This is a genomic window from uncultured Alcanivorax sp., assembly GCF_947258575.1.
Lineage (GTDB): Bacteria > Pseudomonadota > Gammaproteobacteria > Pseudomonadales > Alcanivoracaceae > Alcanivorax.
This window is the reverse complement of the sequence record NZ_CAMYIV010000002.1, coordinates 405,414-421,057: the sequence shown is the minus strand read 5'-3', so window position 1 is coordinate 421,057 and position 15,644 is coordinate 405,414. Positions and strand designations below refer to the sequence as shown.

The 15,644-nt window shown below is 58.3% G+C and carries 11 protein-coding genes; 5 read left to right on the top strand and 6 right to left on the bottom strand.

The annotated features are described in order from the left end of the window. Positions 1–184 precede the first annotated feature (184 nt). From Q0Y02_RS02085 to Q0Y02_RS02075, 3 genes are read left to right on the top strand one after another with little or no spacing between them, the layout of a single operon-like run. Complete coding sequence (locus Q0Y02_RS02085; RefSeq protein WP_297763691.1) at positions 185–1,417, top strand: Re/Si-specific NAD(P)(+) transhydrogenase subunit alpha; 1,233 nt, start codon at positions 185–187, stop codon at positions 1,415–1,417. Then, positions 1,417–1,692, top strand: a complete 276-nt coding sequence (locus tag Q0Y02_RS02080) for an NAD(P) transhydrogenase subunit alpha (RefSeq protein ID WP_035244439.1) — start codon at positions 1,417–1,419, stop codon at positions 1,690–1,692. The genes Q0Y02_RS02085 and Q0Y02_RS02080 overlap by 1 nt, the downstream gene beginning before the upstream one ends. Before the next feature lie 3 nt (positions 1,693–1,695). Next, positions 1,696–3,069 (top strand): NAD(P)(+) transhydrogenase (Re/Si-specific) subunit beta, encoded by a 1,374-nt coding sequence (locus Q0Y02_RS02075; RefSeq protein WP_035244441.1) that lies wholly within the window; start codon positions 1,696–1,698, stop codon positions 3,067–3,069. Between the two features lie 272 nt (positions 3,070–3,341). Here the strand turns inward: Q0Y02_RS02075 and Q0Y02_RS02070 are convergent, their stop codons facing one another. Together Q0Y02_RS02070 and Q0Y02_RS02065 are read right to left on the bottom strand one after the other, a co-directional pair. Continuing rightward, positions 3,342–4,115: a DUF481 domain-containing protein gene (locus Q0Y02_RS02070; protein ID WP_297763686.1), complete on the bottom strand. Its 774-nt coding sequence runs from the start codon at positions 4,113–4,115 to the stop codon at positions 3,342–3,344. A gap of 11 nt (positions 4,116–4,126) precedes the next feature. Next, entirely contained in the window at positions 4,127–4,945 is an 819-nt protein-coding gene (locus tag Q0Y02_RS02065) for a mechanosensitive ion channel domain-containing protein (RefSeq protein WP_297763683.1), read from the bottom strand. A gap of 289 nt (positions 4,946–5,234) precedes the next feature. Between Q0Y02_RS02065 and metH the strand changes: the two genes are divergently transcribed. After that, positions 5,235–8,942, top strand: a complete 3,708-nt coding sequence (gene metH, locus Q0Y02_RS02060; protein ID WP_297763681.1) for a methionine synthase — start codon at positions 5,235–5,237, stop codon at positions 8,940–8,942. 44 nt (positions 8,943–8,986) lie between these two features. Here metH and Q0Y02_RS02055 read toward each other — a convergent pair whose 3' ends face one another. Genes Q0Y02_RS02055 through Q0Y02_RS02045 form a run of 3 tightly spaced genes read right to left on the bottom strand, consistent with a single transcriptional unit; the run spans position 8,987 to position 12,572 of the window. Beyond that, positions 8,987–9,784, bottom strand: a complete 798-nt coding sequence (locus Q0Y02_RS02055; RefSeq protein WP_297763679.1) for a DUF2189 domain-containing protein — start codon at positions 9,782–9,784, stop codon at positions 8,987–8,989. 30 nt (positions 9,785–9,814) lie between these two features. Further along, positions 9,815–11,824 carry a PEP-utilizing enzyme gene (locus tag Q0Y02_RS02050; protein ID WP_297763676.1) on the bottom strand — a complete coding sequence of 670 codons (2,010 nt, stop codon included), beginning with the start codon at positions 11,822–11,824 and terminating at the stop codon, positions 9,815–9,817. Beyond that, positions 11,814–12,572 carry a DUF1461 domain-containing protein gene (locus Q0Y02_RS02045; RefSeq protein ID WP_297763673.1) on the bottom strand — a complete coding sequence of 253 codons (759 nt, stop codon included), beginning with the start codon at positions 12,570–12,572 and terminating at the stop codon, positions 11,814–11,816. Before Q0Y02_RS02045 ends, Q0Y02_RS02050 begins: the two co-directional genes overlap by 11 nt. A gap of 48 nt (positions 12,573–12,620) precedes the next feature. Between Q0Y02_RS02045 and Q0Y02_RS02040 the strand changes: the two genes are divergently transcribed. Beyond that, positions 12,621–14,306: a CocE/NonD family hydrolase gene (locus Q0Y02_RS02040; protein ID WP_297763670.1), complete on the top strand. Its 1,686-nt coding sequence runs from the start codon at positions 12,621–12,623 to the stop codon at positions 14,304–14,306. Positions 14,307–14,377: 71 nt separating this feature from the next. Here the strand turns inward: Q0Y02_RS02040 and Q0Y02_RS02035 are convergent, their stop codons facing one another. Further along, complete coding sequence (locus Q0Y02_RS02035) at positions 14,378–15,643, bottom strand: hypothetical protein (protein ID WP_297763667.1); 1,266 nt, start codon at positions 15,641–15,643, stop codon at positions 14,378–14,380. Position 15,644: the final 1 nt, after the last annotated feature.

The following is a 15,644-nucleotide window of genomic DNA, read 5'->3' as shown; positions in this document are numbered from 1 at the left end:
GGATGACAGTAACGGCCAGCCGGCCACCTCGTTTCCAGCACACTCGGGACGCAAGGGCCTGAGACAGGCTCTTGTCGGTCGGCTCCCACGAAGCGACCGTTTAACGAGGCTTTCAGGCGCTGGGTTGCCAACTCTGCCGCCCTGATAGCCGATTATTTGCGAACCACAGACGGGGGTAACGCAGGTGATTATCGGTGTTCCCAAGGAAATCTGCCCTGGCGAGCAGCGCGTTGCTATAACGCCTGCCAATGTCAGCGCACTGCTGAAAAAACAAGGTGTCGAGATCATCATCGAGCGTGGTGCCGGTGATATAGCCGGGTACCCGGACAGCACGTTTGAAGCTGCCGGCGCCAAACTGGTTGATCGCGACGAAATCTTCGCTTCCGCTCAGGTGGTACTGCAGGTGCAAACGCCTGGCAGCAACACCCAGAACGGCAATGAAGATCTGGAGAAATTCAAGCAAGGCCAGATCGTTATCGGCATGACCGATCCACTGGCCAACCCGCAATTTGCCCAGACCCTGGCTGACAAGAAAGTCACTGGCCTGGCTCTGGAACTGGTGCCGCGGATCACCCGCGCCCAGGCCATGGATGTTCTCTCTTCCATGGCGATGATTGCCGGTTACAAATGCGTCCTGTTGGCCGCCAACGAATCCCAGCGCATGTTCCCCATGAACATGACCGCTGCCGGTACCATGAACGCCTCCCGCGTGTTCGTAATGGGTGCTGGTGTGGCAGGCCTGCAGGCCTGTGCTACCGCCAAGCGCCTGGGTGCCGTGGTCGAAGCCTATGACGTTAGGCCCGCTGCCCGCGAACAGATCCTGTCTGTTGGCGCCAAGCCGGTCGAGCTGGACCTGGATACCGGTGAAGCCGAAGGTTCAGGCGGTTATGCCAAGGCTCAGGGCGAAGACTTCCTCAAGCGTCAGCGCGAGCTGATGACAGAAGTCATCAAGGAAATGGATGTGGTGATCACTACCGCTGCCGTTCCCGGCGCCAAAAGCCCGATTCTGGTCACCGAAGACATGGTCAAGGCCATGAAACCCGGCTCCATTATCGTGGATCTGGCTGCAGAACGTGGCGGCAACTGTGATCTGACCGAATCCGGCAAAACCGTTGTTAAGCACGGCGTCACCATCGTCGGCCCGGAGAACGTACCCTCCTCCGTGGCATTCCATGCCAGCCAGATGTTCGGCAAAAACATGGAAAACCTGCTTAACCTGCTGCTGGACGACAACGGCGATCTGCAACTGGACTTCGAAGACGAGATCGTTGCCGAAACCGTGGTCAGCCACAATGGCGACGTCCCACAGGCTCGCTTGCGCGACCTGCTCGGCCTGCCCGCTCTGGCTAAACCTGAGCCCGAGGCAGACGAATCCGCCGATGCGGACTCCGACGCCACCAAGGAGGAGGAGAAATAATGGATTTCGTAGCCCAACTAACCCTGTTTGTGCTGGCGATCTTCCTCGGTGTGGAACTGATCACCAAGGTTCCGCCCACCCTGCACACCCCACTGATGTCCGGTTCCAACGCGATTTCCGGCATTACCGTGGTGGGCGCCTTGATCGCCGCCGGTTCCGACTCCGGCATGCTGATCAACGTGCTGGGCTTTATCGCTGTGGTGCTGGCCACCATCAACGTGATTGGCGGCTTCATGGTCACCAATCGAATGCTGGCGATGTTCAAGAGGAAGTAATTCATGCAGAACTGGATTGATATCGCCTACTTGATCGCCGCCTGCCTGTTTGTGGTGGGCATCAAGGGGCTGACCAAGCCGAAAACTGCCGTGCGCGGGAACCTGCTGGCTGCTGCCGGTATGGGTGTTGCCGCCGTGGTTACCCTGCTCAACGAGCATATTGTTACCTATGAAGTCATCATTGCCGGCGTAGTGGTCGGTGGCCTGATTGGCGCCGTTATGGCCAAGAAGGTGCAGATGACTGCCATGCCGCAGATGATCGCTCTGCTCAACGGTTTTGGTGGTGGTGCGTCCTTTTCCGTGGCTTCAGCCGAGTTTTTCCGCGGCTCTGCCAACGATACGGTGTCCATCATCGCTACCGGCGCCGCCGTATTGATCGGTGCGGTCACCCTGACCGGCTCTCTGGTCGCGTTCGCCAAGCTGCAGGAACTGATCGACGGCAAGCCAATGGGCTTCCCCGGCATGAAGCTGGTCAATGCTGTCCTGTTCATCGGCTCCATTGTCGGTATCGGCTACCTGGTTGCCAATCCGGGCAATGAGATGGTGTTCTGGGGTCTGGTAGCTGCTGCCATGGTTCTTGGCCTGTTGCTGGTGCTGCCAATTGGTGGTGCAGACATGCCGGTGGTTATCGCCCTGCTGAACTCCTACTCTGGCGTAGCAGCCTCCGCTGCCGGTTTCGTGATGGGCAACAGTGCCTTGATCATCACCGGTTCCCTGGTCGGTGCGTCTGGTCTGATCCTGACCAGCATCATGTGTAAAGCCATGAACCGCTCCCTCACCAACGTTTTGTTCGGTGTGATGGCGGAAGCCGGCGAAGCCATGGATGAAGACGAAGTCTATGCTGGCAAGGTGAAGTCTACCTCTGCAGACGAAGTTGCCATGATGCTGGAAACCGCACGCCGCGTTGTCATCGTGCCCGGCTTTGGCCTGGCCATGGCTCAGGCTCAGCATGCGGTCCGCGAAATGGCGGACACCATGGAAGCGATGGGTATCGAAGTCGAATACGCCATCCACCCAGTTGCTGGCCGTATGCCCGGTCACATGAACGTACTGCTGGCGGAAGCCGAAGTGCCCTACGACAAGCTCAAGGACATGGATACCATCAATCCTACCTTCGAGCAGACCGACGTAGCCATCGTGCTGGGCGCCAACGACGTAACCAACCCCATGGCCCGCGAAGACAAAGGCAGCCCGATTTACGGCATGCCCATCCTTAACGTGGACAAAGCCAAGACCGTGGTTGTGGTAAAACGCTCCCTGAGCGCCGGTTTTGCCGGCCTGCCCAACCCGCTGTTCGCCAAGGACAACACCCTGATGTTGTTCGGCGACGGCAAAGGTGCGGTGCTGGATATCACCACCGCCCTGAAAGAAGGCTGATCGGTATCAGGATCAGGAAAAAGGGGAGCTTCGGCTCCCCTTTTTTGTGTCTGAACTTCCTCTGCGTAGGGCGAGGCAAAAAAACGTAACGCTCCGATATCTAATTCTCCGACATGCCGATAAGGTCTTCTGGTGGATTACGTCCTTCGGGCTAATCCACCCTACGCACTAGAAAGCGTTCACCTTTCCGTCAACAGCCCACAAAAAAGCCCGCCTCATTGAGGCGGGCTTTCCGTGGTGCCTGCAGCGTGAAGCCTGCTGCTCTTATTCTGTTACTTAAAGGTATAAACTAGGCCCACTGACACCTGATGATCCGATTCCTTGGTACCTGCCGGCACCTTGGATTCATGCTCCAGAAGATGACGCAGCCGCAGTGAGAAGTGGCTGTTGATCTTGCTGGTCAGGGACGTTTCCATCCGGGTGCTGGTGGAATCTTCGCCGACTTCACTACTGATTTCTTCCTTGAACTCCGCGTTTTCGCTGATCTGCCAGCTATACTTCAAAGCCAGACGAGCGATGGCGCTTTCTTCCGTATTGGCACAGTCGCCATAGGAGTCTTCCGGCTCCAGACACTGGACGCGATAACCGGGACCGGCTTCCAGATCGAGGACATGTGTTTCATTTTCGATAAAGCGACGCCCCAAACCGATGGCGTAGCTGGCCTGGTAGTGAAAACCGGAGAAATTGTCTTTCTCGTAGGTGACCACATTGAACAGGTAATTGCGGGATTCCTCGCCCAGCTTGCGATCCAGCTTGTAGGAGGCAAAGTAGTTCTCGTCGGTACGGTTGTATTCTTCCGTATCCGGATCGCGCTCTTTCTCGTTGTTGGCGTCCGCCTTGAAATGGTGACGCCAGAAAGCGCTGTCACGGCTTGCGTTAACGTGGGCATTCACCGAATCGGAATCCGTGTTACCGCGCTTGAACAGCAGACCAAGAGACACATCCCCGGACCACTTGCTCGCTTCGCTGGTGCCTTCCTCGGCCGCTGCCGATACCACCGGCAAACCGGTGGCAATCAGCATGGCAGCGAGATACTTACTGCGCATGAATCTCTCCTCTACTCACTCTTGTCCAGATGCACATCCATCTGCGGAAACGGAATGCCAATCCCTGCTTCATCGAAGCGGCGTTTCACGGTTTCCGTGGTGCCCCAGAGTACCGGCCAGTAGTCCGCACTCTTCACCCAAGGACGACAGAGGAAGTTCACAGAGCTATCAGCCAGCTCGCCTACCACAATGGTCGGAGCCGGATCTTTCAGAACCCGCTCATCGGCAGCCAGTACCTCTTCCAGGACTTTCTTCACCACGGAGAGGTCCGCATCGTAAGCAACACCGAACACCATATCTACCCTGCGGGTAGGCAATTCAGAATAATTGGTGATATTACCGGACATGATTGACCCGTTCGGCACGGTGATCACCTTGTTATCCGGGCTGTTCATGACCGTGGCAAAGATGCGGATTTCCTTCACGGTGCCGGAGGTGCCGCCCGCTTCCACGTAATGGCCGACCCGGAACGGTTTGAACATGATCAACATTACCCCGGCGGCGAAGTTGCCCAGGGAATCCTTCAGCGCCAGGCCAACGGCCAGGCCGGCGGCACCAAGAATGGCAACCAGGGATGTGGTTTGCACGCCCAGCTGATCCAGAGAGGCAATAATGACAAAGACAAACAGCAGCACATGGATGATATTGCCAAGGAACTTGGCCACTTCCGTATCCAGTTTTTTGTCCATCACCCGGCTAAGCCAGCCGGCCAGTTTGCCCACGATCCATTTACCGACAATAAAGATGACGAGCGCCGCGATGATATTCCAGGCGTAGGGCATCAGGTTTTCGTTGGCAAAGGTTTCAAGTTGAGACAGATATTGATCCATTAAACGTACTCCTCATCCAGTGAGCGCGAATTATGCCGATTCCTGCGTTCAGCCCAAGATGCATCGATCTGGCGAAGCAGGATTTTACAAAGGTTTCACCTGGTGAAAACGAGGCAGGCGCCCCACCCAGCCACCGGCTTGCTGCACATAATGAAACCTTCACGCGTCCGTGACCAGTCTCAAGGCCCTCAGGGCTCCGATTTCCTATCAATCCATGCTCATGTCTGGGTATCTGTCGGGCTGGCCGGTATAATGCGCGGTCACATTTGCTGTCCTGTCGGAGTCTTCAATGCCCAAGAGCGTGCGTGCGCCCCTGACCGCCCAATTGCAACAACGCATTCTGATTCTGGATGGTGGCATGGGTACCATGATCCAGGGCTGCAAGTTCACCGAGGAAGACTTCCGGGGCAGCCGCTTTGCCGACTGGCCCAGTGATCTGAAAGGCAATAATGACCTGCTCTGCATGACCCAGCCGGAGCGGATCAAGGAATTGCACAAGGGCTATCTGGACGCCGGCGCTGACATCATCGAGACCAACTCCTTCAACGCCACGTCCATCGCCATGGCCGACTACGACATGCAGGATCTGGCGCGGGAGATCAATGTGGCGGCCGCCCGCGTGGCCCGACAGGCTGCTGACGAAGCCTCCACCCCGGACAAACCACGCTATGTGGCCGGCGTACTCGGCCCCACCAACCGTACCGCCAGTATCAGCCCGGACGTGAACGACCCTGGCTTCCGCAACACCAACTTTGACAAGCTGGCCGACGCCTACCTGGAAGCGCTGGATGGCCTGGTAGAAGGCGGTATCGACCTGATTCTGATCGAGACCATCTTCGATACCCTGAACGCCAAGGCAGCAGTATTCGCGGTGGATCAGTACTGCTACGAGAATGGCCTGGACCTGCCGGTGATGCTCTCGGGCACCATCACTGACGCCTCCGGGCGCACGCTCACCGGGCAGACCACCGAGGCCTTCTACAACTCCCTGCGCCACGCACGGCCGATCAGTGTCGGCCTGAACTGTGCCCTGGGCCCCATGGAGCTGCGCCCCTACATCGAAGAGCTGTCCCGGATCTCCGAAACCTATGTGTCCGCCCACCCCAACGCCGGGCTGCCCAATGAAATGGGTGAGTACGATCTGGACCCGGCCACCATGGCCAAGGAAATTCGTGGCTGGGCAGAAAAAGGCTTCCTCAACATCATCGGCGGCTGCTGCGGTACCACACCGGAACATATCGCCGCCATGGCTGAGGCTGTGGAAGATTTGCCGCCGCGCCAGCTCCCCGAGATTGAGGTGGCCTGCCGACTGTCCGGTTTGGAGCCCTGCACCATCCGCAAGGATTCCCTGTTCGTCAATGTGGGCGAGCGCACCAATGTGACCGGCTCCAAGCGTTTCCTGCGCCTGATCAAGGAAGAGGATTACGACGCCGCCCTGGATGTGGCCCGTGACCAGGTGGAGAACGGCGCCCAGATCATCGATATCAACATGGACGAGGGGATGCTGGAATCCGCCGAGTGCATGGTGAAGTTCCTCAACCTGGTGGCATCGGAGCCGGAAATTTCCAAGGTGCCGATCATGATCGACTCCTCCAAGTGGGAGGTGATCGAAGCGGGCCTCAAATGCATCCAGGGCAAAGGGGTGGTGAACTCCATCTCCATGAAGGAAGGCGAAGACGCCTTCCTGCATCAGGCGCGCCTGCTGCGCCGCTACGGCGCCGCCGTGATCGTCATGGCCTTTGATGAAGAAGGCCAGGCTGACACCCGCGAACGCAAGGTGGAGATCTGCACCCGCGCCTACAAACTGCTCACCGAAGCAGTGAACTTCCCGCCGGAAGACATCATCTTCGACCCGAATATCTTTGCCATCGGCACTGGCATCGAAGAGCACAATAACTATGCCGTGGACTTCATCGAAGCAGTAGGCGATATCAAGCGCACCCTGCCCCACGCCATGATTTCCGGTGGGGTGTCCAACGTCAGCTTCTCCTTCCGCGGCAACGACACCGTCCGGGAAGCGATTCACGCGGTGTTTCTGTACTACGCCATCAAGAACGGCATGGACATGGGTATCGTCAACCCGACCATGCTGGCGGTGTACTCGGATATTCCCGAGGAGCTGCGCAACGCCGTGGAGGATGTGGTCCTCAACCGGCGCGAGGACGGTACCGAGGTCTTGCTGGATCTGGCAGAAAAATACCGTGGCAGCGGTGCAGAGAAGGTCAAGAAGGAAGACCTGGCCTGGCGCGAATGGGAAGTGGAAAAGCGCCTGCAACATGCCCTGGTGAAAGGCATCGCCGATTACGTGGAAGAAGACACTGAGCTGGCCCGCCAGAATGCGGCCCGCCCCCTGCATGTGATCGAAGGCCCGCTCATGGATGGCATGAACGTGGTCGGCGACCTATTTGGCGAGGGCAAGATGTTCCTGCCCCAGGTGGTCAAATCTGCCCGGGTGATGAAGAAAGCCGTGGCTTACCTTCTGCCCTACATGGAAAAGGAAAAGGAAGAGCTGGGCACCCAGGACGAGGCCAACGGCAAAATTCTCATGGCCACGGTGAAAGGTGATGTCCACGACATCGGCAAGAACATCGTTGGCGTGGTGCTGCAGTGCAATGGCTACGACGTGGTGGACATGGGCGTCATGGTGCCTTGCGAAAAGATCCTGGAAACCGCCAAGGCCGAGAAGGTAGACATCATCGGCCTGTCCGGCCTGATCACACCGTCACTGGAAGAAATGGTCCATGTGGCCAGCGAAATGCAGCGCCTGGGCATGGATCTGCCGCTGATGATCGGCGGCGCCACCACCAGTCGCATCCATACCGCCGTGAAAATCGATCCTGCCTACCAGGAGGCGGTGGTTCACGTGGCCGACGCCTCCCGGGCTGTGGGCGTGGCCTCCAAGCTGCTTTCCAAGACCGCCAAGGCCGACTATGTCGCAGAGCTCAAGGAAACCTACGAAGGCCTGCGTGTGCGTCGCAAGCAGCAGCAGGTAGATCGCAGCCTGATTTCCATCGAGCAGGCCCGGCAGCATCGCTTCCAGCCAGAGTGGTCCGGCTACACCCCGCCTGAGCCAAAAGTAAAAGGCTTGAAGGTGTTCGACGACTATCCCCTGGAAGATCTGGTTCAGCGCATCGACTGGACGCCCTTCTTCCGGTCATGGGAACTGGCTGGCAAATTCCCGCGCATCCTGGAAGACGAGGTGGTGGGCACGGAAGCCACCAAACTCTACCGTGACGCCCAGGCAATGCTTGAGAAAATCGTTGAAGAAAAGTGGCTAACTGCCCGTGCTGTAATAGGTTTCTGGCCGGCAAACTCAGTCATGGATGATATCGAGCTGTACCGCAACCCCGGTGATGAGGAGGCTTTCATGACCCTTCATCACCTGCGCCAGCAGCTAGACCGGACCAAGAACGAAAAGCCGGATTTCTGCCTCAGTGACTTTATCGCACCCAAGGAAACCGGCCTCACCGACTGGCTCGGCGGCTTCGCCGTTACCGCAGGTAGCGGGATTGACGAACACGTGACTCGCTTCGAGGCAGATCACGACGACTACTCCTCGATCATGCTCAAGGCCCTGGCGGATCGTCTTGCCGAGGCGTTGGCTGAGCGCATGCACGAAAAAGTCCGCAAGGAGTACTGGGGCTATGCCAATGACGAAGCACTCAGCAATCAGGACATGATCAGCGAGAAATATCGGGGCATCCGCCCTGCCCCCGGTTATCCGGCCTGCCCGGACCACACCGAGAAAGCCTTGCTGTGGGAGCTGCTGGACCCGGAACACAATGCCGGCATGACGTTGACGGAAAGCTACGCCATGTTGCCAGCGGCGGCGGTGTCCGGCTGGTACTTCTCACACCCCGAGGCCAAATACTTCGGCACCGGCAAGCTGGCCAAGGACCAGATGGACGACTATGCCGCCCGCAAGGGAATGACGCGCAAGGAGATTGAGCGGATGGTGCCGCATTTGCTGGGCTATATGGACGAAGAACAAGGCTGACGCGCTGGACGAGCGCCTTTAGAGGCGCTCCACAACCGCACTCTTCAGCGGCGCTGAGGCGGGAGCTCGAAACGGGGCTCCCAGTCGCTGGCATCAATGGATTCCTGATAACCATGCCAGGTGGCATAGCCGAGCACCGGAAGCAGCACAGCAAGGCCCAGATAGGCCGTCAGCAGGCCCACCAGTAAACACACCCCGATCAGGCAGGCCCACAGAAACAGCGCCAGCTTGTTGCGTAATACCGCATTAATGCTGGTAATCACGCCTGTCACCATATCCGTACGACGATCCATGATCATCGGCAGCGAGAACACGCTGGCGGTAAAGATAATGGCGCAGAAAACCGCACCGACACTGCTGCCCACCCCGAAAAACAGCAGGATGTCGTTCCAGTGCCATTCATTCACCGGGTAGAAGATATAAATCAGGTTCGCCGCCCGCGCCCAGATCAGAAACACCACAATCATTATCACGGTGTAGGTCAGTGCATCTCCCATGCAATGCCGGGCTTGGCGCAGGCTTTCCTTGAGTGTCGGGGTCTGATCCTGCTGGATCTGAATACTGATATCGTACAGGTTCAGGGCGAGAATCGGCCCGAGAAAGACAAACCCGGAAATCAGCCCCAGGTAGAGGCCCATATTGCCAAACCACCAGGTGGCGGCCGTGATCATATAGCTCAGGCCGACCATGATAAAACCATAGATCAGGCTTGGCCCCGGTGCGGCACGAAAGTCCTGCCAACCCTTGCGCAACCAGCGCAAAGGCGCCGACGGGGCAATGCTGTGACAGGGCGCCACAAAGGGGCGGGTATCTTCTTCCTGCTGATTATTATCGTTGTTCATGGCATGGCCGCATGGTGAGACGATACCTGTTCAATCTTCGGCAATCTTCGCGGACACATCAAGACTGCCCTGGGTGGCATCCAGATGACCAATCAGCTCATCCTGGACACTGTGCATCACATCACTGGCGGACCAGATGGCAGGAATCCCATAGCTGACCGCCAGGCTGGCTGCACCGTTGCAAGGGTCTTTCTCGGCGATAACCAGCCCCCCAGCCTGAACCAGCCACGGCAACCAGGCAGGCTCCACCTGATCGATCACCACGATATCCCCGGGGCAGATCCGATTCAGGCTCCAGGCGCTGCACACCCGCCGTATCGGCCCCTCTACCCTGCCCGGCACCAGCGGCAAGCCGCGCAGCAGCGGGCTAAGGCGCTGACCGCCGCCAAAACCGTAACCAATCTGGTCCATTTTCCAGTCCGGCGCCCCCTGCAAACCGTCATCCAGGTAACGTAATTTGCGGTCGCCAATCACTTCGCGACTGGCACTGGCAGGCAATTGTTGCCCCATCCAGAGCTGCCAGAGTTCATCGAAGTACAGAAAATAAATATCATCCGGATGTTGTAGCCGCCCCTGATTAACCGCCACAGCACCCATGGCGCGCAGCAGAGCACGCAGCCGGTTGCCGATGGCAAAGCGCAGGCCACGGGCTTGGCGAGCCAGTGACAACCAGCGAGCATCGTCCACTGAGGGCTCGGCACAGGCGGGCAGATCCCCTGTGGCGCTGGCATACAAACCATTCAGATTGCCGGCCTGTGCAGGGCTTTCATTCAGTGGCGCGTGTACCGGGTCAGCCCCCGGGCGCAGACCGGTTTCCCTTAATGCCTCGGGGCGCTCAGCCACCAGAGCATCGATGGCACCTTTCTCGGCACCGGTAACCAGCATTTCCAGAGGAAAAGGCGCCGTGTAGCGGCAGCTGCGGTCAGGCAAGGCCAGGTATCCGACTTCCCCCTCCACGCCGCTCAGTCGTTCGCCCATGCCGTCAAGCTGCATGAAGGCGCGCCATAGCCCTTCCTGGGTAGCGGCCGGCTGCTGCCAGCGCTTCAAATCCCTGCTCACCCTGGCCAGCGTCAGCTGGTGCCGGTAAACCGTGAATCTGTCCGCCAGGTGGCTGCCCGTAACCGGATCAGCACGACCCTCAAGCTGTTGCCATGCCGGTGGCAGGAAGCGGCTGGCCCCTGCATGCTGACTTTGCAGCTCACGGAAAAATGCACAGTTGGTGTAAAGGTGGCTATGCTGGCGACGGTAGGGTTCAACCTTGGCCAGCGATTGCCACCCCTCACGGACAACCAGTGGCTCCCAGAACGCGGTTTTCAGCCAGCGCCCTGCCAGGGTGTACCACAATGGCGTTTCCACCTGAGTGAACAATCCGTTCCCTGCCCGGCGTGTCCATGCCTCCCTGGGCATGGGTAGTGAGCCCACCGGCAAGGTTTGCAACAGCCACAATTGCTGCCCATCAAAGACCCATTCACCGGCCTGAGGGCGCTGGAAGTTTTGTTTAAGGCGCTCATGGAGCTCGCGCAACAGTGGCGCACCCACCTGGTCGCCAAGTGCCAGCTCCTCGTGGGAGGCATGCACCAGACGGCCATCATCATCGAAGATCAGCCGTTGGCGCTCGCTGCTACCATCAAGCACCCCTTCCACCACCATATGGGGCAGGTCCTGTCTTAACGGGTGGCGGGTGAAAAGTACGCCGGCAGCCTGCTGCCGTGGCAATGCCTGAATCACTACATGATCCGGCCCTTGTTCTCGCTGGAAGATGCTGCGCAACGCCGCCGCAAGAGACTCATCGGAGTCCAGATTGAGCAAGCTTTCACGGCGCGAATCCGGATTCATCGGCCCCTGTTGCAGGACCCAATAACGTTCTTCGCTGAACATGCGCGGCAAGGCGCGCAGTTGTTGTGCCAGCGATTCCGGGGAGCTGTCCTGCACCACATCCCGGCCCACCCGCCAGCTTGGCGGCACAGGCAGCCCCATGGCCGCCCAGCGCTGCAGGTTTTCGCTGCCCTGCGCGTCAGCAGTCAGTACTTCAATGCCCATGACCTGATTCTTGTTTGACGATGTTTTTCGACAGCCGCAGCCCGAACCAGTACAACACCGGTATCAGCAACAGCGCCCCAATAGCGATTGCCGCGGCGATTCCCCCGAACAGTACCGGCGCTTTCATCAGGGTACTCATCAGCGAATCCTGCCAGTAAAAAAACCACTCATTTTCGGCAGGAAATAGCCACACGTGTAACTGATAGAAAACCTGAGTCGGCCCGGCAACGGCCAACCACGCTATCACAGCCCCTACCCCGAAAACAGTTATCCCCAAGCGTTGCCGCATGGGCGGTATCCCCAGGCGGATACATAACACGGCCAGCGGCAGCCACAGCAACGCCAGGGCCAACATCAGCCAGCGCCCGGCATCAATCAGGTCTGCCACATCCTGCAAATGACGGACCTCCGCTTCGTGCAGAAGCGGTATCGGTGGCTTGCCCGGCAGCGTGTAATGAATATCTGCCAGGCCTTCACCCTGCTGGTGAACGGCATCACGGATTTGCTCGAATGCCCGATGGTGTTGCTCGCTCGGCAATTGCTCAAAACCATAACGGAAGCGATTCTGTGGGCCGTACTCTTCGATGTGTGCACCGATATCGAGCTGCTGATACCAGAAGCCATACCCATAATTGGCCAGGCTGTACAGCGCCCAACTGATCAGCACGGAAAGCAATACAGCCGTGACAGCGTAGAAGAACCACACTAAAGTGGCAGCGATCGGGCATTTTTGTACTGTTTTTTTCATAGCACCCCACAAGCATAAACCAGAATAATAAACAGAGGACGTAGCGCCATGCGACCGCTCTTCATGTCGATAGCCCTTTTTTTGGGCGCCATCGCCATTACCGGCTGTACCACCACACTTCCCAACACCAATGATCGTTTTGCCAGGCAAGCCCTGGAAGCCGATTACTACCAGGTTCGCATCCCGACCCGGGACGGCAAGAAACTGGCCGCCACGGTATATCAACCGGAGCTGCAAAGCGGCCAGAGTGCGCCACTGGTGATTGCCACCCATGGCTTTGGCGGCTTCCGCGCCAAGCGGCCACTATCAGTCTACGGCAAGGCCATTCTCACCGGTGAAGCTGCCATTGCCGCCTGGAAAGCCGGCTACTGGGTGGTCTTCTATGACCAGCGTGGCTGGGGCCAGTCCGACGGCCGAGTGCATATGATGGACCCGGATTATGAAGTGGCAGACCTGAGTCAGGTGATCGACTGGTCACTGTCCCATCTGCCCGGCGTCAAACGCCTGGAAGACGGCAGCCCCGCCATCGGCATGATCGGCGAGTCCTACGGTGCCGGCCTGCAAACCCTGGCGGCATTTACCGAGCCTCGCCTGAAAGCTCTGGTTCCGCTCACCGGCTGGTACGACATGAACAGTATCGCTCCCAATGGCGAATTTCGCACTGCCTGGGGCGCAGTATTACTTGGCTTTGGCGGAATCAATAGCGGTTTTGATATCGGCGAGATGTTTGCCGACCCCTGGCGCAGCGCCTTCGATGGCACTGTCAGCCGAGACATGCAGACGCTGATGTACGAACGCAGCGCTGCCAGCTTCTGCGACCAGGGAAAGACACCCTATGCCGATGCCCTCTTTATCCAGGGCTTCAGCGACAGCCTGTTCCCTTTTCAGCAGGCAGAAATGAACTACGACTGCTGGCAGGCACAGGGCCGTGACGCCAGGATCATCGGCCTGGAAAGCGGCCATGTGATGCCCTGGCCTATCCAGAAATGGCGCGGCTGGCTCCCATTCTACCAGACCGATGACATGGTGCACTGCGGCGACTATAGCGAGACCACCGTGGACACCATCATTAACTGGTGGGACGAAAAACTGCGCGGCGAAGAACCCAGCGTGCCGCAATACTGTATCAATGTAACCAGCGACCGGGGGCTTGCCATGGAAGGCGGAGGGATTATGGATGGCGGTAGCCGCTATAGCCTCTCCCCTACCCGCGTGACCATTCCCCTGGCCGGTGCCTTCGAGTGGCTGATGGCCGGCTTCGATATCGGTGGTGACATGTTCCGTGCCATGTGGCCTGGTGCCGACCTGCGGGAATTGAAGCCCAATGGCGGCTTCGGGCGACCCAAATTTGTTCCCCTTTATGTGGCACGTGGCGATGATGAAGTCCTGCTGGGCAAGCCGCGCATTGATCTGAACCTGGCCGGCACCTCCGGTGGTAAAAGCATGCCGGTGTTTGTGGGGGTGGGGATTCAGCACGCCAACCGCCGCCGGGTACACGTTGCCAGCGAACAACTCACGCCGCTACCGGAAAAGGGCATCCACAACATGGAATTGCCGGCGGTAAGTCAGCCGCTCGAGGACGGGGATCGTGTCGGTCTGATTATTTACGGATTTACGGCCCAGTTCCCGCTGAACTCCGCCTTCCTGGCCAGAAACGCCACGGTCAAAGGGGATATATGGTTACCGTTGACCCGTGAAGAGGCTATTTCGCTGGTACCGGACCGACCTTTCTAACCACAAACGCCGTCTTGACGGTGGGGAGAAAGAGGGTGCGGGACACATGACCAGGTAAATTCCACACCCTCTCATTGATTGATCTGAACAGGCACCACGGCAGATCGTTGACGCGCGAACTCATCCGCCGCAAACCCTTCCAGTCCATCCTCGAAATACAGGCTCACCGTAAACCGCAGCTCTTCCGGCTGCGGCCACCCGTGCAGAGAGTATCCCAGGTTGGGCCACTGGCCGGGGAACTGCTCGGGCTCAACGGCCAGCGAAGCATCATCCTGATAAATCAGCGCCAACGGCGTTTCCATGAGTTCATCAGGAACGGTCAGATGGGTAAGCAACGCAAAATCACGCTTGCTGTCAAACAGGATCCAGTTGGCATCCATGGTCATGGTCTGATCTGCAAAGGCCTGATCATCCGCCTTGCCGTCAACAATGACCGGATTATCGACAAAATTCGCTGTGTACACAGCGGCACCTGACTGATTATTCCCATCTACCGTCACCGACACTTCCGGCTCTTTCAGTGTGGCCCGGTAAAGGTCCGGAATTTTGGCATAGGTGTGAGCTTCATAGTGAGATGCATAACGCATGGCCTGCACCTGGATGGTCATGACGGGAATGCCAGCAAGCACTACCCGGGTGCGCAGGTGCATGACCGAGCGGATCGGCCCCACAGAAAATCCCACACGTTTCGGCCGCAGATTATGGTTATCCAGTGTCATGCGGGTAAACCGGGACAGCACCCCTGCGCTCATGCGCATCTTCAAGGTATCAATGATGGAGCCTTCACCCTGATACCCGCGGTAGCCGAGATAATGCCAATTCAGTTCGTTGTCTGGATCCACGTCCAGCCGATAGAGCGCTGTACGGGTTTCCCCGCTATCAACATCGTGAGCCACATAATAATTGCCACTACGCTCATTGTTGCCTCGCACCAGATAAAAATGGCAACTATCGGCAACGGTGAGTTCGCTGATCACTTCTCCCTGTTCAGGCTCGAGCCCCTCCGGAGCGTGCGGCCCGGCATCTGTCAGCATCATCAAAAGCTGGTCATCTGCATCCAGCTGGCCCGGTGAACCGGCAAGCGCAAAGCCGGAGTCCTCAAACCAGACCATGCCCTTCTGGTCCATTTCATCAAACTGATAGGCCACCGGGACAAAACGCCCCCGCTCAACCCGCATTACCGACAGGGCCGACAGCTCCATTGCGGATGCAGCCGGGAGCTGGGCACCGGAAATTTTCACCACTCGGCCGCGGTCAAGAGGGTCGAAGCGACACTGAGCGTCGACCGTAGCGGCGAGAATCAGCGTACTGAAAGCCAGAAGGAGGCGAAGCGTCATA

What these genes read in the sequence shown, in the direction of transcription:
- Q0Y02_RS02080 (WP_035244439.1), top strand. Translation starts at nt 1,417, where the DNA reads ATGGATTTCGTAGCCCAACTAACCCTGTTTGTGCTGGCGATCTTCCTC.
- Q0Y02_RS02075 (WP_035244441.1), top strand. Translation starts at nt 1,696, where the DNA reads ATGCAGAACTGGATTGATATCGCCTACTTGATCGCCGCCTGCCTGTTT.
- Q0Y02_RS02070 (WP_297763686.1), bottom strand. Translation starts at nt 4,115, where the DNA reads ATGCGCAGTAAGTATCTCGCTGCCATGCTGATTGCCACCGGTTTGCCG.
- Q0Y02_RS02065 (WP_297763683.1), bottom strand. Translation starts at nt 4,945, where the DNA reads ATGGATCAATATCTGTCTCAACTTGAAACCTTTGCCAACGAAAACCTG.
- metH (WP_297763681.1), top strand. Translation starts at nt 5,235, where the DNA reads ATGCCCAAGAGCGTGCGTGCGCCCCTGACCGCCCAATTGCAACAACGC.
- Q0Y02_RS02055 (WP_297763679.1), bottom strand. Translation starts at nt 9,784, where the DNA reads ATGAACAACGATAATAATCAGCAGGAAGAAGATACCCGCCCCTTTGTG.
- Q0Y02_RS02050 (WP_297763676.1), bottom strand. Translation starts at nt 11,824, where the DNA reads ATGGGCATTGAAGTACTGACTGCTGACGCGCAGGGCAGCGAAAACCTG.
- Q0Y02_RS02045 (WP_297763673.1), bottom strand. Translation starts at nt 12,572, where the DNA reads ATGAAAAAAACAGTACAAAAATGCCCGATCGCTGCCACTTTAGTGTGG.
- Q0Y02_RS02040 (WP_297763670.1), top strand. Translation starts at nt 12,621, where the DNA reads ATGCGACCGCTCTTCATGTCGATAGCCCTTTTTTTGGGCGCCATCGCC.
- Q0Y02_RS02035 (WP_297763667.1), bottom strand. Translation starts at nt 15,643, where the DNA reads ATGACGCTTCGCCTCCTTCTGGCTTTCAGTACGCTGATTCTCGCCGCT.